General features: G+C 36.3%; 14 protein-coding genes. 1 reads left to right on the top strand and 13 read right to left on the bottom strand.

What is annotated here, in order from left to right; genetic code table 11:
- Positions 1-4: 4 nt before the first annotated feature.
- The 3 genes from NKG37_RS16570 to NKG37_RS16560 are packed head-to-tail and all read right to left on the bottom strand — an operon-like array spanning position 5 to position 4163.
- Positions 5-850 carry an ABC transporter permease gene (locus NKG37_RS16570; protein ID WP_016201089.1) on the bottom strand — a complete coding sequence of 282 codons (846 nt, stop codon included), beginning with the start codon at positions 848-850 and terminating at the stop codon, positions 5-7.
- Positions 847-1779, bottom strand: a complete 933-nt coding sequence (locus NKG37_RS16565; RefSeq protein WP_016201088.1) for an ABC transporter ATP-binding protein — start codon at positions 1777-1779, stop codon at positions 847-849. Before NKG37_RS16565 ends, NKG37_RS16570 begins: the two co-directional genes overlap by 4 nt.
- On the bottom strand, positions 1776-4163 hold the full coding sequence (locus NKG37_RS16560) for a hypothetical protein (protein ID WP_254414972.1): 2388 nt from the start codon (positions 4161-4163) through the stop codon (positions 1776-1778). The genes NKG37_RS16565 and NKG37_RS16560 overlap by 4 nt, the downstream gene beginning before the upstream one ends.
- A gap of 435 nt (positions 4164-4598) precedes the next feature.
- On the opposite strand from NKG37_RS16560, the gene NKG37_RS16555 reads away from it, so the two are divergent.
- Positions 4599-5828 (top strand): IS110 family RNA-guided transposase, encoded by a 1230-nt coding sequence (locus tag NKG37_RS16555; RefSeq protein WP_100525939.1) that lies wholly within the window; start codon positions 4599-4601, stop codon positions 5826-5828.
- 651 nt (positions 5829-6479) lie between these two features.
- On the opposite strand, the gene NKG37_RS16550 is transcribed toward NKG37_RS16555, so the two are convergent.
- The 10 genes from NKG37_RS16550 to fapR form a co-directional block, all read right to left on the bottom strand.
- Positions 6480-6746, bottom strand: a complete 267-nt coding sequence (locus NKG37_RS16550) for a hypothetical protein (RefSeq protein WP_016201086.1) — start codon at positions 6744-6746, stop codon at positions 6480-6482.
- A gap of 235 nt (positions 6747-6981) precedes the next feature.
- Positions 6982-7449, bottom strand: coding sequence for an IS200/IS605 family transposase (tnpA, locus tag NKG37_RS16545; protein ID WP_100525941.1), 468 nt, complete (start codon positions 7447-7449; stop codon positions 6982-6984).
- Between the two features lie 188 nt (positions 7450-7637).
- A complete protein-coding gene (ftsY, locus tag NKG37_RS16540) occupies positions 7638-8627 on the bottom strand; it encodes a signal recognition particle-docking protein FtsY (RefSeq protein ID WP_016201085.1) in 990 nt (329 codons plus the stop codon).
- A 184-nt stretch (positions 8628-8811) separates the two neighbouring features.
- Positions 8812-12381, bottom strand: a complete 3570-nt coding sequence (smc, locus tag NKG37_RS16535) for a chromosome segregation protein SMC (protein WP_254414971.1) — start codon at positions 12379-12381, stop codon at positions 8812-8814.
- A 64-nt stretch (positions 12382-12445) separates the two neighbouring features.
- Positions 12446-13186, bottom strand: a complete 741-nt coding sequence (gene rnc / locus NKG37_RS16530) for a ribonuclease III (RefSeq protein ID WP_016201083.1) — start codon at positions 13184-13186, stop codon at positions 12446-12448.
- A 430-nt stretch (positions 13187-13616) separates the two neighbouring features.
- Positions 13617-13847, bottom strand: coding sequence for an acyl carrier protein (locus tag NKG37_RS16525; RefSeq protein WP_016201082.1), 231 nt, complete (start codon positions 13845-13847; stop codon positions 13617-13619).
- Between the two features lie 116 nt (positions 13848-13963).
- Entirely contained in the window at positions 13964-14707 is a 744-nt protein-coding gene (fabG, locus tag NKG37_RS16520) for a 3-oxoacyl-[acyl-carrier-protein] reductase (RefSeq protein ID WP_254414970.1), read from the bottom strand.
- Positions 14708-15652 carry an ACP S-malonyltransferase gene (gene fabD / locus NKG37_RS16515; protein ID WP_254414969.1) on the bottom strand — a complete coding sequence of 315 codons (945 nt, stop codon included), beginning with the start codon at positions 15650-15652 and terminating at the stop codon, positions 14708-14710. It abuts the gene before it with no gap.
- A gap of 53 nt (positions 15653-15705) precedes the next feature.
- The gene (gene plsX, locus NKG37_RS16510) at positions 15706-16695 is read right to left on the bottom strand and encodes a phosphate acyltransferase PlsX (protein WP_254416411.1); all 990 of its coding nucleotides are present in this window, start codon (positions 16693-16695) and stop codon (positions 15706-15708) included.
- A gap of 16 nt (positions 16696-16711) precedes the next feature.
- A complete protein-coding gene (gene fapR / locus NKG37_RS16505; protein ID WP_254414968.1) occupies positions 16712-17275 on the bottom strand; it encodes a transcription factor FapR in 564 nt (187 codons plus the stop codon).
- Positions 17276-17429 lie beyond the last annotated feature (154 nt).

The raw sequence follows: 17429 nt of genomic DNA, 5'->3' as shown, positions 1-17429 counted from the left end.
CCTATCAACTTCCCTTTTTCATATTGGCACGTAAATTACGAACACTAATTGTTAATGAAAGCACAATAACAATGCAATAAGTAATAAGGTGAGCAGCCCATATTGGAAATTTAATTCCTGTGATTTCTTTTATTTGTTCAGAAACAGTCGGTTCAAAGACATCAGCTAAAACAATGCCAGGATTAAACATGGCACTAAAATACACAGATGGAACCTTTTTTGGCGTGGCAACAGCATAGATATCCGCAATTTGAAAAAGAATTAGGGAGATAACTGCCGTTCCAGCAACAATAAATAAAGTAACACTATATGTTGTGACCATACTTACAATTGTTTTACGTATAAGGGTAGAAAACAAAACACCAAAGCTGCCAATCACAAGCATCGTAAACAAGCTAAAGAAAAATACTTGCGCTAACTGAGTCGGCGAAATTCCACCAAATAAAAACACAAAACTATAAATCGGAAGACTTGCTAAAATTAACAAAACTAAATACGAAATGGACGAGAGCAATTTACCAATAACAATTGTAAAGCTGCTTTGGGTGGTTGTTAATAGAATGCTTAGTGTTTGTCTTTCTCGTTCACTACTAATAACTCCGCCTGTCAGTCCTGGGGTAATAAATAAAACTAATCCTAATTGAAAAAATGCCAAAAACATAAACATCAATCTACTTTCTTGCGGCTTAAAAAATCCGCTTGGACTTGATGTTCTGAGCACATACATTAAAGCAACCATCAACAAGGTGAGTGCAAGCAGATAAAACAGGATCCCGACAAACGTTTTCCCTGAACGAAAGCGCAGTTTTAGCTCTTTGTTTAATACGGGGTTCATAAAATAAGCTTTCAAGAGAATTCAACCTCCTTTGTGATCTCCATAAAGACATCTTCTAAATTGCTCTCCATTTCTGAGAAACTAATAATCGGAATCTCTTTTTGAATCGCTGTTTTTAATAAAGCTTGCTGTTCTTCATCTCCACCTTTAAAGAGGAACTGAATGGCTTTTCCTTCTTCTAAAACTTCTATTTTTGTAATCCGTGGATTTTCTTCAAAAAACGCAATCGTTTTTTGCATATCAAATGTTTTTACACTTATAATTTTTTCACTTTGTAATTGCTGTTGAATAGCTGATACAGTTCCTTGTGCCACTAATTTTCCTTGATCTAAAATTCCAATGACATCACACATTTCAGCTAATTCAGGTAAAATATGGGAGGAGATAAGAATTGTTTTTCCCATATTCTTTAATTCTTTTAAAATCTCACGCATTTCAATCCTCGCACGTGGATCTAAACCAGATGCTGGTTCATCGAGAATTAGGACAGCAGGATCATGGATTAAACTCCTCGCAAGGCATAGTCTTTGTTTCATCCCTCGCGACAATAAATCTACATAATCTTTTCGCTTATGCGAAAGATTAACTAGCTCTAATAGCTGAGGGATTAATTTTTCTCTTTGTGCTGCTGGGATACCATAACTAGCACCATAGAAATCTAAATATTCTTCTGCTTTTAATTGATCATAAACACCAAAGAAATCAGGCATATATCCTAATTGTTTTCTTACCTCTTTCGGTTGCTTTATGATATCTGCTCCATTAATGGTTGCTGTACCCGATGTCGGTGCTAATAGAGTAGCAAGAATAGAGAATGTCGTTGATTTACCCGCTCCGTTTTGTCCAACAAACCCAAACACACACCCAGCATCGATTTGAAGATCTAATGGCTGTAGTGCTGTAAACTTTCCATACTTTTTGGAAAGACCTTTAATTTCTATCATTCTTTTATCTCTCCTTTGACCTTAACAGATGGCAGTTGCATATATGAATCTCCATTCGTTGCTTTATCCACCTTAATAGTGATTTTTCTATTTTTATCAACATAATCGCCAATTTTTTCTTTCTCCACCTTAAAAAGACTTTTCACTTCTTCATAATCATCCGTGCGTTTATTATAAATACTATATTTCACACCCATATTTCCCATTGGTTGTACGGTTAAAGAATCCAAAGCAACGGAGCTTTCTTCATAAGATTTAGGAATACCAAGCGTATATAGATACTTCCCATCTTCTAAGGAAATATCATTATATTGGAAGTTCTCATTATAGATAGCCCCCTCGATTACCGTTAATTTCTGTTCCATGTTCCCTTCATTTAAGGTAAACGGTCCAGGAAAATTATTTGCTATTGTAATAGGCTCCATAATTAAGTTAGTGCTATTCTTCGTTACCTTTCCACTTGTTAATCCAACCTTGACAATATCCTCATTCGTAATTCCAATTAACAACGGATCTCCAGTTGACACATTCTTAAAGTAATCCGTATTTAACACCATACTTGACGCAGCTAATTCCCTATACTCATTTAAATCTTTGCCATTATAATCATAAAGATAATAGCCCTGATTTGTATCAGTTGGTCTGGAAAAATACTTATGTTTATGGGTAGCCTTAACTTTTTTTGTTTCTCCAGCAGCTAGGGAGCCTAAGTCGATTTTTTCCGTCCCAGACCATATAAATACTCTTGCAAAGTCATATGGATAATGATTGGTTATCGTCCCAGAAATTTCTTTCTCTGTTGTGTCAAATTCATGACCAAATCCGCCTTCTAGCGGTATGATAGATTTGCCGAACATAGTACGACTAGACCAATACTCTACTTCTGGAAAAATAATTTCATTCTTTTTTATTTTTTCACTTGTAATGGCCTTTACTTGCAATTCTCCATATCCTAAATACGGAATTGGCGTATATGCATTCTTATCATACGTTAACGTAAAATCACCTGATCTATTCGATAAAAGCGTAGTTGCTTGATATCCAGATAAATAGTTATCGTTATATTGATAAATGCCCATTTCATTGAATTGTGGATTTTTTATTTTATCCTTTGCACCTGTAAAGAACACTCCAATTGATAAAAGAATGGATAGACACGGAATAATCCACCAAGCATGTTCACGCTTGTCGATCTTTTTTAACATAAAATATAAAATCGGCACAATAACGAGCAAATATCCTGCTAAAATAATTAATAAGATACTTGTTGATATAGTAGAATTTTTAAAATACTCATTCGATTCCACAAAGTTATAATAAAGATTACTGATTGGACTATTACTATACTGATAATTAGCGGAATGTTGCGTATTCTCTGCTAATAGTATTTTTTCCATCCAACTATTGAATCCTTGCCAGCTAAGAAAAGCCGGATCACTTAGTGAAAAGGAAGTTTGCATTACTTTTCCTCCACCAAGTGTCTTTTTAGCAATAATAGGCTGGTTATTATGTAAAACAATTGCTTCAGCTCCATCTGTTAGCGAAGATTGAAAACCATTTATTTTCTCTTGTTGTTTGCTTTTTGAATCAATTGCCTCCAAGGAAATCGTTTCTTGATCACCAAGTGCTAACGGCATGAATGTTTCTAAATTGCCGTATACCTGCTTACCATTTGTTGAGGCACCAGTGATTAAAATACCTCCATTTTCAATCCAATTTTTAATCGCTTGTTGCTGCGCATCTGTTAATTCTGTAAGCGAAAACTGATCAACGAGTAAATAACTTACAGTTTCAAGAGCTAACGCTTGATCTGGTAAATCTTCTTTTAAAAGTTCTGTTGTATAAATTGAATTACTTGGAAACTTTCTTAAATCTTTAAATTTATCATATTGATCAGTTAGAATACCTAAGGTTTGTTGAGAAATAAAATTAACTCTCACTTCTTTTACTCCAGCAAAAGTTACCTCATCACCCTTCTTCCAACTCCCGCGATATAATTTCATTTTATTATTAGCATAGTTAGAATCAGAAGAAATCCCTGGCATTGTGACCATATAGGTCTTCTTACTATTCGCCGGAATATCTACAGACACTAATGTTTGTCCTCCCACTTCATAACTCGGAGAATAAGGAACTAATAAATCACCTTTGAAATCTTTACCACTATTTTCAATGGTAACCTTTAATAAAAATCCCTTTCCGTCGATTACTTTTCCAGCTAATCCAGCTTCTGTTGTAATTTTTATTTCGGCTGTAGATGTTGCTGCATTTGCTTCTTTTACAATAAAAGTAGTGGCCAAAAATAAAATAAAACATATGATTATGACTTTTTTGACATTTCGCAAACTCTGTTTCCCCCATTTTTTATTTTTGGCTGTTTTCATAAAGTTTGTTGCTATTACCCGCAGCCGGGAATACACTTCGCTTTCCGTGGGGCTCGCGCTGAGCCGCTTCGGCTCACAGGAGTCTACGTGTATTCCGGCTGCTCCATTTTCCAACTAATTCTTTTCTCCTATTGAAAAAAATAATCTTTTAGAAAAACTCTCATGGCGGCGTTACCCGCCGCCACCGTCTATCATGAAAACTTGCTCCTATCCCATGATAGAAAGTCTAAACCACTTAACACCTGACCATAATTAATAGTACAATACGACCAGTCCGAAGACTGTTTGGTGGATCAATACAAGTTGATACCCCGTTAGAAAAACTGGTTGTGACAGTTTAAAAGAACCGTCTAATGTGTTTATAAACACGAATACAAAAATTTTGTATGATGACTTCTGTCGCTTGTATTGTATTAAAATCTTTGAGGTGATTATATGGAAGCTATGATTGAACGGTGTGCAGGCCTAGATGTACACCAAGAAACAGTAGTTGCTTGTGTTTTATTTGGTTCATTAGATAAAAAACCAAATAAAGAGATTCAAACCTTTCCAACAACCACAAGTGGCCTTTTGGCACTTAGCGACTGGCTATCCTCACACAAAATAACGGATGCTGTAATGGAAAGTACCGGTGTATATTGGAAGCCCGTTTGGAATGTTATAGAATGTGACTTCCAATTAATCCTTGCCAATGCCCAACATGTTAAAAATGTTCCCGGAAGGAAAACAGACGTAAAAGATGCGGAGTGGTTAGCTAAACTTTTGCGTTCTGGACTAATTGAAAAAAATTTTGTACCGCCCAAAGAAATTCGTGATTTGCGAGATTTAACCCGGTATCGTAAAAAACTCATCCATACACGAACTTCTGAGCGCAATCGAATCCACAAAATTCTACAGGATGCAAATATTAAACTAACTTCTGTTTTATCTGACATTTTTGGTGTCACTGGTTGTCGCATTATTGAAGCCCTAATAAACGGCGAAAAAATAGGTGTGTTTGAACTTCAACAAATGGTTGATTCAAGAGTTAAGGCGAGCACAACAGATATTGCAGAAGCCCTTAACGGTGGAATACGTAAACATCATATTGATATGTTACGTTTCCATTGGGACCATATCAATCACATCGATGAAACAATCGAAAAAGTAGTTGAACGCATAGACCAAGCGCTTATTCCTTATCAAGAGGAGTGCGAACTACTAGATACCATACCGGGTGTGGATAAAAATGCATCCGCAATCTTTATAGCTGAAATGGGTGTAGACATGTCAGTATTTAAAAGTTCTAAACATCTAGCCTCATGGGCTGGAGTGAGTCCAGGAAATTATGAGAGTGCCGGTAAAAAAAAAACAGGTAAAACTCAGTACGGAAACAAATCATTAAGAACCACCGCTGTTGAATGTTCCATGGCTACAGATAGACAGTATAATCGCATATCTGCACATAGAAAAAGAATTATGAAACGACAAGGAAAATCGAAAGCACGGATCGCTTCCGCTCATTTAATCCTAACAATTGCTTACAATATTTTAAAAACAAGGCAACCATATCAGGAACTAGGCCCTGATTATGTTGATCTCGAACAAAGTAAAGAACAAAAAATGATTCAATACTTAAAAAGGAAAGGGTATCGTATTGAACCCACTAATGAACAAATTGCTTAATGAATAACAAAAGCACTATATTTAATCATTCCTAGCCTTTTAAAAAAGTTCAAATTTAGAAGGTTCAGCTTAGTGTTGCCTTTTACCTAAAGAGTTTTCATACAAACAGCCTTATTTTTTATTCTATTTAATAGACGTCTGTTAACTGTTTCCCCCCTACAGTAAATTAGAAAAAAATTCATAATGTAATTTTACATTATTATATACTTTTTATACATATATTTTTTTTTGTAATTTCATTATGAGTTTCTATATTTTATTAGACGAGGGGAATGTTGGAAATGTTTTATGTGTTAGCAACTATTTTTTTACGCGTAAAATTTAAAAACTCCTGTTTTGGTATGCTTACAGAAGTTTTGGTGATTAGTATGGATTATAAAATTGTTCGTTTTAACATTTTGTTGTGAAAGATTAATTTATATTTCATTTATCAGCAGTCTTATCAGTCAAAATTTTAATATATCAGCCAAATTTTCCTTCTTTTCAGCCAAACTTTTTATTTATCAGCCAAATTCTCCTTCTTTTCAGCCAAACTTTTTATTTATCAGCCAAATTCTCCTTCTTTTCAGCTAAACTTTTTATTTATCAGCCAAATTCTCCTTCTTTTCAGCTAAACTTTTTATTTTTATCAGCCAATACCACATCAATCTCCTAATTTAAGTGAAATAATATAAGAACGCTAGCTGGTATTGCTATTAAAAGTGCGCCAATTATTTTCATTCGCATACCTGTTAAACTACTTAGGAAAAGATTTTCTTCTTCTATAGTGAGTAAACTTTCTAATTCTGCTTCCTCGTATTTTTTAGCAGGCAAAGAGTCGCCAAGTCGAGCATAGGCATGATGCTGAACAAGATGTCCTTTAACTGTTAACACAATACCTCCAATAAGAATAAGTAATACAGCGCATTGAATAATCAAACATCTTCCCTCCGAAATAAATAGATAATGTTATTTTTTAGTATTCTACTTATCCTTATTTTTATAACGTCTTCGCAATAGTTTAACGATAATTTACAAATCAAAACCACCAGTGTGAACTGGTGGTTTGCTCTGCGGCTAAAAGCCTCTCTTACCGGCCTCGGCCTTAAAGGCCCACTGAAAAGGTTTCCCTTCTGCACCACATTCACTCACCAATTCTAAAGAATTTCTTTATTTACTTCCGATTTTTCTCACCCGTGAACGGATCGAATTCTTCGAACAAAGTTAGCTGATCAGCCATATAATCTTCTTTCAGCTGATTTCTTATATATTCTTGTATTTGTTTCTTATTTCTCCCCACGGTATCAACGTAGAAACCACGACACCAAAATTTACGATTCCCATAGCGATATTTCAAATTCGCATGTCGATCAAATATCATCAGGCTACTTTTTCCTTTTAGGTAACCCATGAACTGCGATACACTTAATTTTGGTGGAATACTAACCAACATATGGATATGATCCGGACAGGCATTTGCTTCATGTATAATGACACCTTTTCTTTCACATAGCTCTCTTATGATTTGTCCTATACTCTTTTTGTATTTGCCATAAATAATTTGCCTTCTGTATTTTGGGGCAAAGACTATGTGATACTTACAATTCCATGTTGTATGTGCTAAACTGTTCATGTCCTTCATAAGGGCATACCTCCTTCTTGCGTGAGATAAAGTGGTCGGGAAACCAACTTTATCCTACCATGAAAGGAGGTTTTTTTGTTACCTCGCTATAAGCTCTCCGGAACCCCCGGCATAGCCAGGGGTTTTCGAAACCATCAAAAAAAAGATGTCGTAAAGTTTCTTTTACGACATCCGACTTCCATTTTCTTTTATTCTTCGCTTTGCTCCACTAAGTTAGAAAATAAACCATATACATATTTTTCTGGATCGAATCCTTGAAGATCATCCATTTTTTCCCCTAATCCTACAAACTTAACTGGAATATGTAGTTCGTTACGAATCGCAAGAACAATTCCACCTTTAGCAGTCCCGTCTAATTTCGTTAGAACAATTCCACTTACATTTGTTGTTTCTTTAAATGTTTTTGCTTGCACTAATGCATTTTGTCCAGTCGTTGCATCTAGCACAAGTAACACTTCATGAGGAGCCCCTGGAACCTCTCGTTCAATTACTCGTTTAACTTTTTCTAATTCCTTCATTAAATTAACTTTATTCTGCAGTCTTCCAGCCGTATCACATAAAAGGATATCAGCTTGGCGAGATTTAGCAGCTTGAACGGCATCAAACATAACAGCTGCTGGATCAGATCCTTCTGTATGTTTAATGACATCTACTCCAACCCGATCTCCCCACACTTCCAATTGTTCGATTGCTCCAGCACGGAACGTATCTCCTGCAGCAAGTAACACTTTTTTACCTTCTTCTTTATACTTATGAGCAAGCTTACCTATTGTCGTTGTTTTCCCTACTCCATTTACGCCTACAAAGAGAATGACTGTTAACCCTTCTGCTTGCATATTAATTGTAGAAGATTCTTCTTCACCATTCTCATAAATAGCAACCAATTTCTCGGAAATTACATCTTGGACTTCTTTTGGATCTTGGATGTTTTTTCTTTTCACTTCTTTTTTTAGCTCATCAATTAACTCCATTACTGTTTCAAAGCCAACATCTGCTCCAATTAGGATTTCTTCCAGCTCTTCGAAGAAATCTTCATCCACTTTTCGGTAGCGAGAAACGAGATCATTCACTTTCTCTGAAAAATTATTTCTTGTTTTTGTCAGACCTTCTTTAAACTTCTCGGTTACCGTATTCGTCTGTTGAGACATTTTTTCTTTTAACTTTTTAAAAAAACTCATTAATATCCCTTCTTCCATTTCAAAAATACTGGTTATGTAAAAGATTTAAAATTTTAACAGTATTGCCAAAGTGCAAGCAATAAAATCTCCCAAGACCTACTGCCTAACCTTCGTAAAAAGCAGTAAGCCTTAGAAAACAGGAGCTTAATATTTTAAGATCACTTGTAGCTCATAGCTAAAAGACTTATCCATTTGCAACTAATTCATTGGTTTCACTTAGACGAACCGAAACTAGCTTTGAAACACCAGATTCTTGCATTGTTACCCCATAAAGCACATCTGCTTCTTCCATTGTTCCTTTACGGTGGGTAATAACAATAAACTGTGTCTCATGGCTATAGCGTTTTAAATAGGAGCTAAAACGAAATACGTTTGCTTCATCCAATGCTGCTTCAACCTCATCCAAAATACAGAACGGAACAGGTCTTACTTTCAGAATAGAGAATAATAGAGCAATTGCTGTTAGCGCTCTTTCCCCACCAGATAATAAACTTAAATTCTGTAGTTTTTTCCCTGGTGGTTGGGCAACAATCTCTACTCCTGTGTTTAAAAGATCTTCTGGATTCGTTAATACTAAATCGGCACTACCTCCGCCAAATAAGCTTTGAAAAACTGTTTCAAAATGAGCTTTTATTCCTTCAAAAGTTTGCTCAAATCGATTTTTCATTTCCTCATCCATTTCATCGATTACTTGGTAAAGGGTATCCTTCGCTTCTTCTAAATCTGTTTTTTGCTCTAGAAGAAACTCGTATCTTTCAGAAATTCGCTCATATTCCTCAATGGCACCAAGATTGACTGTTCCTAGTTCTTCCATTGCTAATTTAATTAGTTTCACCTTTTTACGTGCTTCATCTACTTCTAGTGTTAAAGGATAATCTAGTTTCGCTCCTTCATACGTCAATAAGTATTCCTCACGCAAATTAGTTAATCGAGTATCTAATTCTACGTCTACACGGTTTAATTTTACTTCTTCATCCTTTAAAGCTTGAACGATTCCTCGATGAATTCTACGTTGCTCCTTCGTTTCCAGTTCAAGCTCTTCTAATTGCATTTGCTTCTGCAATCTTTCCTCTCTGCGTAAAGAAATCAACTGGATGGTTTCTTGCTTTTCCTGCTGTTTCTGCTCGGCAGCTTCTTCTAATGTCGCTTCTCCGGAATGAGAATTACTCATTTCAGAAGATAGCAAACGAAGGTCTTCCTTTACAAGCTCCCACTTTTCTTCTGTTGTTTCATGTTCTTGAATAATGGTTGCTAGCTTATCCTTTTCATGTCGAAGCTGTTCTTTTTTAGCTGCAGATTGAATTCGTAAATCACTGATAACATTTACTACAGATTCCTTGGAAACAGTTTGTTTATTTTTCTGCTCCGTAAGCAAAGCAATCTCATTATCTAATTCAGACAGTTTTTTATTTTGTTGTTCAAGCTTTTGTTGCAAATCAGTACGCCTCTTTTGGAGAAGCTCTTGTTCTTGGTGAGAGTCAGCCTTGTTGCGGTCATATAGAGACAATTTATCATTCATTGCTCTTTCTTCGAATTCAACCTCTTTTAAATCGTCTTTCCATGTTTGAATTTGGAAACGAAAATCCTCTATTTTTAAGCGTGCTTCTTCAATCGATAACTCTTCCGTTTGCAAAGCTGCTTTGCCTTTTTTCAGTTGCTCTTCAAGCTTTAGGGACGTTTTATCCATCTCAAAAATCTTTTTCTTAAGCTCTTCCAATTCACCTTTTCGGGTAATAATGGAGGCTTGCTTTTGCTTAATTGCTCCACCAGTCATCGAACCACCAGGGTTAACAATTTCTCCTTCTAACGTCACAAAACGAGAACGATACTGAAGGATTTTCGCCATTTCATTAGCACCCTTTAAGTCCTTAGTAATGACAACATTGCCTAATAAACTACGCATAATTTCACTATATTGACTATCATAGTTAATCAAGTCTGCAGCTATACCAATAAATGCAGGATGCCCTTGAATTAACCGTAGTTGAGAATCAGCAAGTGTTTTTCCCTTAATAACATTCATTGGTAAAAACGTAGCTCGTCCAAAACCATTTTTCTTTAAAAATGCAATTGCTTCGCGACCATTTTGTTCTGTTTCTACTACTATGTGCTGCATCGATCCACCTAAAGCAATTTCCAAGCTAACACTGTATTCCTTTGGAACATGCATTAATTCCGCAATTGCGCCTCTAATACCATGCAAAGACTTACCTCTTGCTTTCAGCACTTCTTTTACCCCTTGGAAAAATCCAGAATAGTCATCTTCCAATTCTTCGAGCATTTCTTTCCGAGACTTTGCCTGCTGTGCATACTGGTAGGATTGATAAAGAGCTTTCTCCACCTGTTGAACTTTTGCTTCTATTCCTTGAAAATGGGTGCGCTTTTCATTCCATATAGTAGACCATTTCTCAAGTATGTCAGAAAGCTCTGTTAGTTTTTCCGTAATCTCACTTTTTTTCTCCTGAATGCGGTCACGTTCATTTGTAAAATTAGCATTTTCCTCATCAAGCTGAGACGTTCTTTTTTCTTGATTCTCTAATTGCTGGATAACAGAATTCAATTCATTTTTTGAAGCTGCTTGGTTACTAACAATATCGATATAGTCACTTTTTAACATTTCGATTTTTTCTTCTAAATTCTCGTTAAAAAGGGCAAGATTTTTCTCATTAACTTTTAATGTTTCTTCAATTTCTTTTGACTCTGCTTGTAATTCGTGAACAAGCTTTTGTTGTGTTTCTTTTTGCGAAAGAAGGGCTGCTACTCTTTCTTGCAATTCCACTTTGCTTTTTTCAAGTTGATCACGATTTTGTGTTGCATTCTTTTTTCGTTCTTTTAATACTTCTTTTCGACCTTCTAGTTTTTCTAATTCTTCACTGACTAAAAGAAGAACTTGTTGGAGATCATCGATAGATTCATCTAGAGCAGCTACTTCATTTTTTACTTCTTCCATCTTTGCTTCTTTACTTTGCAGCATGGAGGATAGCTTTAGCTCCTCTTGTTTATAAGCTTCTAGTTGTTTCGAGATTGCTTCAAATCGTGCGTGCGCTTCTTCAATATCATGAACCATTAGGGCAACTTCAATCGATTCAAGATTTTCTCGATGATGTAGATATTCCTTTGCCATCGAGCTTTGAATCTTTAATGGTTCCACCTGACTTTCTAATTCATGTAATATATCGTTTACACGAATAAGATTATCTTGTGTTTCCACAAGCTTTCCTTCTGCTTTTTTCTTTCGCGTCTTATATTTTAGCACGCCTGCTGCCTCTTCAAAGATGGACCTACGATCTTCTGCCTTACTATTTAAGATTTCCTCGACTTTCCCCTGACTGATGATCGAAAAAGCCTCTCGTCCCAATCCTGAATCCATAAATAAGTCAACAATATCCTTAAGACGACAAGATTGCTTATTGATTAGAAACTCACTTTCTCCTGAACGATAAACACGCCTTGTAACACTTACTTCATGGAAATCCAATGGAAGGAAATGATCTTCATTTTCTAAAGTCAACGTTACTTCAGCAAAGTTGACTGCTTTCCTGGAGTCACTTCCTGAAAAAATAACATCCTCCATCTTACTTCCACGCAAGGATTTTGCAGATTGTTCTCCAAGCACCCAGCGAATCGCATCGGTTATATTACTTTTCCCACTTCCATTTGGGCCAACGACTGCCGTTACACCTGGCACAAAATCGACAGAAATTCGATCTGCAAATGACTTAAAACCGATGATATCTAACCGTTTTAAGAACATACCCTCACCCCGATTCTTCCTTGTTTTCCTCTAGTTGTTTTTCTTTGTTTGCTTTTTTAAGCATTTATTTTTCACTATCCGCCTTTAACATTAATAATGATTTTTGCGCAGCCTGTTGCTCTGCTTCTTTCTTAGAACGTCCCATTCCAGTTCCAAGTTCTCGATCATTTAAAAAGACTTGTGAAATAAACTCTCTATTATGTGCGGGTCCTTTTTCAAGTAGTATTTTATACTCAATTGTTCCAACAGCATCTCTTTGTACATATTCTTGTAGTTGACTTTTAAAATCCATCACATGAGAAAAAGCACCGTTATTTATTTTTGGAAAAATAACTTCCTCTAAAAATGCTACCACTGAATCTAATCCTTGATCTAAATAAAGAGCACCAATAAACGCTTCGAATACATCAGCAAGCAGCGCGGGTCTTGTTCTTCCTCCAGTCATTTCCTCTCCCTTTCCTAAGAGCACATATACACCAAAGGAAAGTTCATTGGCAAAGGAAACAAGAGATGGCTCGCAAACGATTGCTGCTCGCAATTTGGTTAGTTCCCCTTCACTCATCATTGGAAATTTCTTAAAGAGAAATTTAGAAACCGTTAATTCTAAGACGGCATCACCAAGAAATTCTAATCTTTCATTATCTTCGTGTGGTTTTCTTCGATGCTCATTCACATATGATGAATGGGTAAAAGCCTGCTTCAATAGTTTTTCATTCGTAAAATGAATCCCTAATTTATCTTGAAGTTCCTTCATTTTTTTCTCATTTGGTCGAACAGTTCTTTTGTCTTTTCGATTGCCTCGCATTTTGCCTCCACCTTAGCACTAAGTTTACAATTCATTTCAAGTTTAAGTAAAAAAGATAAAAAACGCAAAGAAACTTGGAAAGTTTTTTCTCTCCAAGCCTTTTCTATTACAGAAATCGGGCTACCACTAGGGGGAAAACCCCACTTCACATAAGAAAAACTATTTTATCCATTTATTGCGCTTTTTAAGCGCCGTATTTAATGTCCCTTTGAACGACGACGATCTTGCCGTTCATCAACCATTACTACATGCCTATTTATTATAGGCATTTAGTTATTAGTATACATCAAACAAACAGAGATTGTCATCTATTCTTCAGGCCTTTTCACAATCAATATAGTAACTTTTTCTACAGTAATAGTTTTCACCTAAATAATCGCTCACATACAAAATTAAAAGCCCCGTGGATAACGGAGCTTTTAAACAATGACTAGCGATTACTTATGTAATTCACAGCATCACCAACTGTAGAAATCTTTTCAGCATCGTCGTCAGAAATTTCCATATCGAACTCATCTTCTAATTCCATAACAAGTTCAACTACATCAAGAGAGTCAGCGCCTAAATCATCTTTGAAAGAAGCTTCTAAAGTAACCTCAGATTCTTCCACTCCAAGACGATCTACAACGATTTTTGTTACACGCTCTAATACATCTGCCATTTATTTCACCTCCCCTCAAATGCATTATAGAGTATTTTAACGAAATAATAAATGAGAACTTTATCTAATGTTTGTTCTCTTACTATTCGCACTCTTTCCTTTTCATAAAGGACTCATTACATATACATTCCACCATCAATATGCAATGTTTGTCCCGTAATATAACTGCTGTCATCCGAAGCTAAAAAGACAACGGCATTGGCAATGTCTTCAGGTCTGCCAAATTGGCCTAGAGGGATTTGTGTAAGCATGCTATTTTTTACTTCTTCTGTCAGTTTATCCGTCATATCTGTTGTAATAAATCCAGGAGCGATTGCATTTACCGTAATATTTCGTTGTGCAAGTTCTTTTGCTGTCGTTTTCGTGAAACCAATCACACCTGCTTTTGCCGCAACATAATTAGCTTGTCCAGGATTTCCTGTCACGCCAACGATGGAAGTAATATTAATTATTCTTCCTTTTCTTTGCTTCATCATCGGTCTTGTTACAGCTTTCGTACAAAGGAACACACCTTTTAAATTTGTATTTATAACGTCATCCCACTCTGAATCCTTCATACGCATTAACAGATTGTCCCTTGTAATCCCAGCATTATTAACTAAAATATCTATGTTGCCAAACACTTCAAGTGCCTCTTTCATCATCGCATTTACAGAATCGGTATTGGATACATCACATTGAATGCTAATTGCTTTTCTGCCTAGACCTTCAATTTCCTTTACTACTTCATTGGCACGATCTACACTACCAGCATAGTTAACAACAACGTCTGCGCCTTGCTTCGCTAACTCAAGCGCGATCGATTTACCAATTCCTCGAGATGCTCCAGTAACAACAGCAACTTTACCAGCTAACTTCACTTACAAATCCCCCTTTAACTCTTCTGCAACTTTAGTACTTGTTTCCATATCATTTACAGCATACACTTTCGCTTTTCGATCAATTTTCTTAATTAAACCAGAAAGAACTTTACCAGGTCCAATTTCAATAAAAGTGTCTACCCCTAAATCAAGCATGTTTCGAACAGAATCTTCCCAAAGAACAGATGAATATAATTGTTCTACTAGCTTTGTTTTAATATCTGCCTGATCTTGGATTGGAGCTGCTGTAACATTAGCAATGACAGGGATTTTTGCATCTACTAAGTCCAAGTCATCCAATACAGAAGCAAATTTCTCTGCAGCTGGCTTCATTAGTTCTGAATGGAAAGGACCACTCACTTCAAGAGGGATTGCACGCTTTGCCCCTGCTTCCTTAGCTTTTTCTCCCGCTAATTCTACGCCTTTCGTTGTTCCTGAGATAACAATTTGCCCAGGACAATTAAGATTCGCTAGCTGTACTGAATTACCTGCATTAGAGACCTCAAGTGTCACGGCAGTCAATTGCTCTCGATCTAGCCCGAGCACAGCTGCCATCGCTCCTTCACCTGCTGGGACCGCTTCTTGCATGTATTCTCCACGCTTACGAACTGCATAAACACCATCTTCAAAAGATACCACGCCTGCTGCTACTAACGCTGAATACTCACCTAAGCTATGTCCCGCCACATAATCTGGCTGTATATCAAATTGCTTAAAATGTTCTAAAATGGCGATACTCGTTGTCAGTAAGGCTGGCTGTGTATTGTGTGTAAGTGTAAGCTCTTCCTTTGGTCCTTCAAAAATTAAGTCTGTTAGAGAAAAGTTTAATTTTTGATCAGCTTTTTTGAATAAATTCGCTGCTGGTTCAAATTGTTCAAATAAATCTTTTCCCATTCCGACTACTTGTGAGCCTTGTCCAGGAAAAACAAAAGCAATTTTACCCATTAGTTTTTACTCTCCTTTTCTTCCCATTAGAGTTGAATTTGCCGTTTCTGTCTTTATTCCTCATTTTTCTCCATTGCATCTTTTATTTGAGCGACCACACCTGATTGCACAAACTCTCTTGTTTGTCTAATTGCGCTAAAAATCGCCTGGCTATCAGATGAACCGTGTGCTTTAATAACAGGTGCATTTAAGCCAAATAAGGCTGCACCACCATACTCTGAATAATCCAATTTATTTTTTATTTGTTTTAAATTTGGCTTTAGGACTGCAGCAGCCATTTTGGAAGTAAAGCTGCTCATTAACTCAGCTTTAATCATTTTAAACATAGACATCGCTGTTCCTTCGACCGTTTTTAAAATCATATTGCCTGTAAACCCATCTGTCACAGCAACATCACATACTCCGTCAAGCAAATCACGTGCTTCCACATTTCCTATAAAATGAATATCGGTATTTTGGAGAAGTTCAAAGGTTTTCTTCGCTAATTCATTCCCCTTTTTCTCTTCTGTCCCAATGTTCAATAATCCAACTCTTGGTTTGGCAACGCCTCTAACCTTTTCGGAATAAATGCTTCCCATCATTGCATACTGAACTAAGTTTTCTGGCTTGGCATCCACATTTGCGCCAACATCAAGTAGAAGAAAACCTTCTCCGCCGATTGTCGGTAACGTTGGGGCTAATGCCGGACGGTCAATTCCCTCCATTCTCCCAACTACAAACAATCCAGTTGCCATTAAAGCACCTGTATTTCCTGCAGAGATAAACGCATCTGCTCTAGCCTCTTTTACTTCTGTTGCACCAAGGACCATACTAGCTGTTTTTTTTCTGCGTACTGCCCTTACTGGTTCATCTGTTGCTAAAATTTGCTCTTCTGTATGTAAAATATTAATTCGTTCTTTCGTAGTTAGGAAAGATTGAATCTGTTTTTCGTCTCCAACGAGAAGTATTTCTAAATCTGAAAAAGCTTCTACTGCTTTTTGGGCACCAATAACTATTTCTTTCGGGGCATTGTCTCCACCCATTGCATCAATGGCAATTTTCATCATACTAATTACTCCTTTATCTTTTGGCACGGTACATATCAAATTCACCTTTAAAAACTAATTCCGTGTTCACATAACTATTAACTTCTACCGTTGTTCTGCCGGTTATACTATCTATATGAATTACTTTTGCTTTTGCAATAATACGTTCACCTAATTTAACCGATCTAGTAAAGTGAATATTGGCTTTTGCTGTTAGTGCAAGTTCGTCGTTGATTAAGGCTACCGCAAGAGAATTCGCTTGGGCAAAGAGATGATGTCCCCTTGCAATTCCATTTCGTTTAAAGACATGTTCTTGTTTTACTTCAAAGATAGATATAGCTGAATTATCTAATTCCATATCGATTATTTCCCCAATAACTTCTTCGATAGGCAATGCTTTCACTTCTTCTTCAAGTGATTGTTTTGCGACGTTTTTAATTCGCTCTCTAAGCTCTGGAATTGATAGTTCTAACCGATCTAGTCTTATTGTCTGTACACTAACAGAGAATTTTTCCGCCAATTCCTCGTCTGTAATAAAAGGAGTCTCTTTAATTGTCTCCACTAAAAACTGTTGACGTTCCCGTTTAGTTCTCTTCATTTATTAACACCACCGCACTATTAAGACTAGGTACTAATAGTAGTATATAATTTATATAGTTGGAATGCAAGCCGAAGTTTTGTTCCAACTGCTAGCTATTAATGATTGATAGTAGCCACGTTTTATCCTTAGGTGTGGATTTGTCTTCCGCGGT

It is taken from the genome of Niallia sp. RD1 (genome assembly GCF_024219955.1).
In the GTDB taxonomy this organism is placed as follows: domain Bacteria; phylum Bacillota; class Bacilli; order Bacillales; family Cytobacillaceae; genus Niallia; species Niallia alba.
The sequence above is the reverse complement of the archived record's forward strand: the minus strand, read 5'-3'. Positions and strand labels throughout refer to the sequence as shown.

Bases quoted from the DNA above. Each gene is read 5' to 3' on its own strand.
- NKG37_RS16565 (WP_016201088.1), bottom strand. From the start codon at position 1,779: ATGATAGAAATTAAAGGTCTTTCCAAAAAGTATGGAAAGTTTACAGCA.
- NKG37_RS16560 (WP_254414972.1), bottom strand. From the start codon at position 4,163: ATGAAAACAGCCAAAAATAAAAAATGGGGGAAACAGAGTTTGCGAAAT.
- NKG37_RS16555 (WP_100525939.1), top strand. From the start codon at position 4,599: ATGGAAGCTATGATTGAACGGTGTGCAGGCCTAGATGTACACCAAGAA.
- tnpA (WP_100525941.1), bottom strand. From the start codon at position 7,449: ATGAAGGACATGAACAGTTTAGCACATACAACATGGAATTGTAAGTAT.
- ftsY (WP_016201085.1), bottom strand. From the start codon at position 8,627: ATGAGTTTTTTTAAAAAGTTAAAAGAAAAAATGTCTCAACAGACGAAT.
- smc (WP_254414971.1), bottom strand. From the start codon at position 12,381: ATGTTCTTAAAACGGTTAGATATCATCGGTTTTAAGTCATTTGCAGAT.
- rnc (WP_016201083.1), bottom strand. From the start codon at position 13,186: ATGCGAGGCAATCGAAAAGACAAAAGAACTGTTCGACCAAATGAGAAA.
- NKG37_RS16525 (WP_016201082.1), bottom strand. From the start codon at position 13,847: ATGGCAGATGTATTAGAGCGTGTAACAAAAATCGTTGTAGATCGTCTT.
- fabD (WP_254414969.1), bottom strand. From the start codon at position 15,652: ATGGGTAAAATTGCTTTTGTTTTTCCTGGACAAGGCTCACAAGTAGTC.
- plsX (WP_254416411.1), bottom strand. From the start codon at position 16,695: ATGAAAATTGCCATTGATGCAATGGGTGGAGACAATGCCCCGAAAGAA.
- fapR (WP_254414968.1), bottom strand. From the start codon at position 17,275: ATGAAGAGAACTAAACGGGAACGTCAACAGTTTTTAGTGGAGACAATT.